Annotated in this window: 4 protein-coding genes; all 4 read right to left on the minus strand. The window is 39.8% G+C overall.

Annotated elements, in window-relative coordinates; translation table 11 throughout:
- A partial coding sequence (locus ACR2F7_RS08130; protein ID WP_432713083.1) for a DUF4369 domain-containing protein occupies positions 1-725 on the minus strand: 725 nt, incomplete at its 3' end.
- Positions 726-742: 17 nt separating this feature from the next.
- Positions 743-2305: a PKD-like family lipoprotein gene (locus tag ACR2F7_RS08135; RefSeq protein WP_432713084.1), complete on the minus strand. Its 1563-nt coding sequence runs from the start codon at positions 2303-2305 to the stop codon at positions 743-745.
- A 43-nt stretch (positions 2306-2348) separates the two neighbouring features.
- Positions 2349-3203, minus strand: a complete 855-nt coding sequence (locus tag ACR2F7_RS08140; RefSeq protein WP_432713085.1) for a DUF4843 domain-containing protein — start codon at positions 3201-3203, stop codon at positions 2349-2351.
- 16 nt (positions 3204-3219) lie between these two features.
- Positions 3220-3588, minus strand: a 369-nt coding sequence (locus tag ACR2F7_RS08145) for a RagB/SusD family nutrient uptake outer membrane protein (RefSeq protein ID WP_432713086.1), incomplete at its 5' end; no start/stop codon positions are given.

Raw genomic sequence — 3588 nt, forward strand, 5'->3', positions numbered from 1 at the left:
GAAGCAAAATCTATATAAGGTTTTCCTTCGAACAATTTAATACCCAGCAATTCTTTCTTAAACTGTTTTCCAACTGGAGTTTCCTTCAATTTTTCACTTAGGTTTTCAAAGTAAGGGAGTGTGGTGCTCTTTGAACTTGACCTATTTTTAACATTATTCACTAAATGATAAAGCGTTACATAGGAATCCGGATGGTTCTTCGCAAATTGATGGATCGTACTTACTCTGTTCACACTTAATTTCTTAAGCGCTTTCAACATATCTGGTATATAGGCTTTTTTCTCCGGTCCATCAGGCATACTGCTTAGCATTTGAATCATGGTGCTTAACTTTTGCTCATCATCCGACATCAATTTCGATAGGATGTCTTGTTCTTCAGCTAGTTTTGTGCCCGTAATCCGCGCGTTTTTTAAAGAATCCTTTGTGGATACCCGAACTGTTCCTTGAGATAGAAATAAGGCAATGCAATCACCCATTCCTGGCTTGTTCATGCTAATTGTACCCAGTGTTGGTTCTGAAACCTTTCCTTGAAATTTAAAAATCCCTTTTTTTACCTGGAAACTGTCTACTATTTGGCTGTCGTTCTGACTAATGTATAACTTAACAAAAGCGCCGTTATATTTAGGGTTTACTTTTCCATCAATCTTAAAATCCCCAGCCTGTGTAAAGGCGGCCAGGGGACTTAAGCAAAGTGCAAATATCATTTTGATCTGGATGCAGTTCATTTTTTTATATTAATTGTTTAATTGAGCCCGCGCCAGTTGATGTCTTTGATTTTGACCATGTTGGTCCAGGTGCTGTTTTCCTGAGGCAAAAGCTCTACTACATTCGGATTTGATCCTACTATAAAACGGCGTAAAGTACCCTTCGTCGAGCTGTTATAGGTAGCAATATATAAGCTATTGGTGGCGTAATTTATTTGTGTATCGAACTTCAGCATCGTGATCTGATCATTACCAAGTGCAGGAAATTCATATATTCTTTCTTTTCCCGGGTTGTAATCATAAGCATAAAGTCTATTCCCTACAGAATAGAAAATTACCGTGCGGTTGGAGGAAAATGCATAAAAGTCTGCTTTATCAAAGTTAGTGGCTATGGATGAAATCGTGTAAGCGCCTATTTTAGCTGGAGCACTCCCGTTGGCATAGAATTTATATACATAATGCACATTTGCTGGATCCTTCATAATAGCAAAGCTGATGCCATTGGCATAACCACTTTCAACTGCTCTGGTGTTTTCGGCATAGACTAACTTTCGGCCTGTTTTTGCCTGATTCCAGGGAAATGGTTCTGTATCTTTATCTGTCAACACTGCGGCAGGAGTTGTTGAGCCAAAAGAGGTGAAGTTTAGAAATCGTTGATTTTTAATGTCATACCACATAAACGACGACATATTGTTGATGGGATACAGGAGGTAAGGTGCAGCAACAAGACGCACCGTAGGTGCGTCACTGGCTTTATTAACCGGGTTAGTATAAAAATCTCCACCATTTAATGCCAGGAAGGAGGCGAAGATATCACCAGCTTTTGTTAAAACCACGCGGTAACTAGAACCACTGGTTGAGGAGGAGTTATTTCCATTTGTTTGCGTCACTTGAGGAGCAATGACAATAGGATGAAGTGTTGCCTGGTCAATTGGCTCTGAGGCGTAGATCAATCTGCTTAGGGTATTGGCAGGCGTACTTTTTAACGTTACTCGATCCAAATAGTACGATTGTGTCTTCGTATTTACCCAAAGTTTAATATAAGGATCATAAGTACCTCCGGTATGGAAAAAATTCATGGGCTCACGTAAACGTGGCAAGCCACTTTCGGATAAAATATGCTTAAAATGTATCGTATCATTCAACATCGAAAGCATCTCTGCTTCTGCATAACCCTCCTCATCTTCACCCATGATTAATAAACCACGGGAAAAAGCTGTGCTCACATTTAAAGTGATGTTTGACATTCCTTTGATACCGGTTTTTTTATCTAATACCCTATAATAGATACTATAAGGACCAGGATTTAATAAAATTGGATAGTTCAGGTTTTTTTCACGACCAATTGTGTCGAATATCATAGGTCCTGATTGTAATACCCAGGCATAGCTATAGCGGTTAACTTCACCATCATCCAAAGTAGCGTCTATGATTGGGTTGAGTCGTAGGGTATCTAGCGTGCGTCGTAAGTTAATGGTACTTGCAATGCCGCTAATCTTTAATTCATTAATGTCATGGTAATCATAAACGCCTATATCTTTACTACAGGAAGTTGCAAAGAGAAAGGACAATAGTATAAGTGTATAATGATGTATTTTCATGTGATGGTTCTAAATTTGTTGATACTATACTGTTTTCTGCCGATTAAGGAGTTGGCACATAAGGAACTCCGACAATAGAGGTCCATGGTACTGGACCGAAGAACATCAGACGTCCATCTGCTTCGAGAACAGGATTTTTGGCATTGAAACGTTCGATTAAAATCGCTGCAGCATCTGCACCTATAAGTGCCACTCTAGCTAAAGGCATGGTTTCACTGCTGGCAAAATCCTCATAAGTTAACCCTAAGTATTCGGTTAGGAATTCCATTTTTTTTCGTGTAAATACACCAAAAGAACCACCTTCCTTATTTCCGGCCTGCAGGGATCCCAACCAAAGTCCAGGCGTAACCATGAAGTCATTGATTCTTAGGGTATGAAGGCTTGCATCGAATTTCTGAACTATGGTACCGCCATTAAGTGCTGGTATTGCATCCCATTCCGGGAAGGATAAAACAAAATCTTTAGTCGGAACCAGACGCAGGCCTAAAGTTTTGACTTCATCTTCTAAATCGGGTGTGCGCATAATTTTAACGGTAATTGTAGCTGTAGAAGAGCCAGCACGGACAGTCCATAACTCCTGTACTGCTTCATAGTGCTTTCCTAAAATGGCTGTGGTAGAATCTGGATTTACTTCTATTCTGAAACTCCGGTCATAGTCCTTAACAGGACCTGATATATCAACTTTCACGGGAAAATCAACTACATCTTTTTTGATGTTGATAAATTCTACATTGCTGTAGGGTTGATAAGGCAATAGATTTTCAGCGCTGGTTGCACTGCCATGCCTTACCCCAAAGTAAACTCCTTCTTTACCTTCGTACGACATCATTTCTTTTTCACAGCCCATAAAGATGAGGGCAAACTGAAAAAGGACCACATATACTAATATTTTTTTCATGTTGTTTTAATTTAGATTATTGCCTTTGTGAAGTTTCACTATCGGGTAATGGAATGATATAATTGTTGAGTAACATGGCTTTATCAGGTGTTCCTGGAACCGTATTGTGGTTCGGAATATTTAAATAAGAATTTCTTTTATAGAAAAAGAACTGTTGCCCTTCCCCAAGCATTTCTCTCCGGTGCTCATTACCAATTTGGGTGAGCCGTGCGGCCGGTGTAGCGGCAACTAAATCTACAGCATTCCGTGCTGTCCGTAATTTGTTTAAATAGCTCATCCCTGTTGCCTGATCAGGATGACATTCAGCGGCAATTAATAATACTTCTGACAGGCGGATCATGGGAATCATGTACCGGCCCGGGCCATTTACAACTTCTGCATATTT

It is taken from the genome of Pedobacter sp. (genome assembly GCF_045628745.1).
Classification (GTDB): Bacteria; Bacteroidota; Bacteroidia; order Sphingobacteriales; family Sphingobacteriaceae; genus Pedobacter.

Coding starts and splice junctions, on each gene's coding strand:
- ACR2F7_RS08135 (WP_432713084.1), bottom strand. CDS start 2,305: ATGAAAATACATCATTATACACTTATACTATTGTCCTTTCTCTTTGCA.
- ACR2F7_RS08140 (WP_432713085.1), bottom strand. CDS start 3,203: ATGAAAAAAATATTAGTATATGTGGTCCTTTTTCAGTTTGCCCTCATC.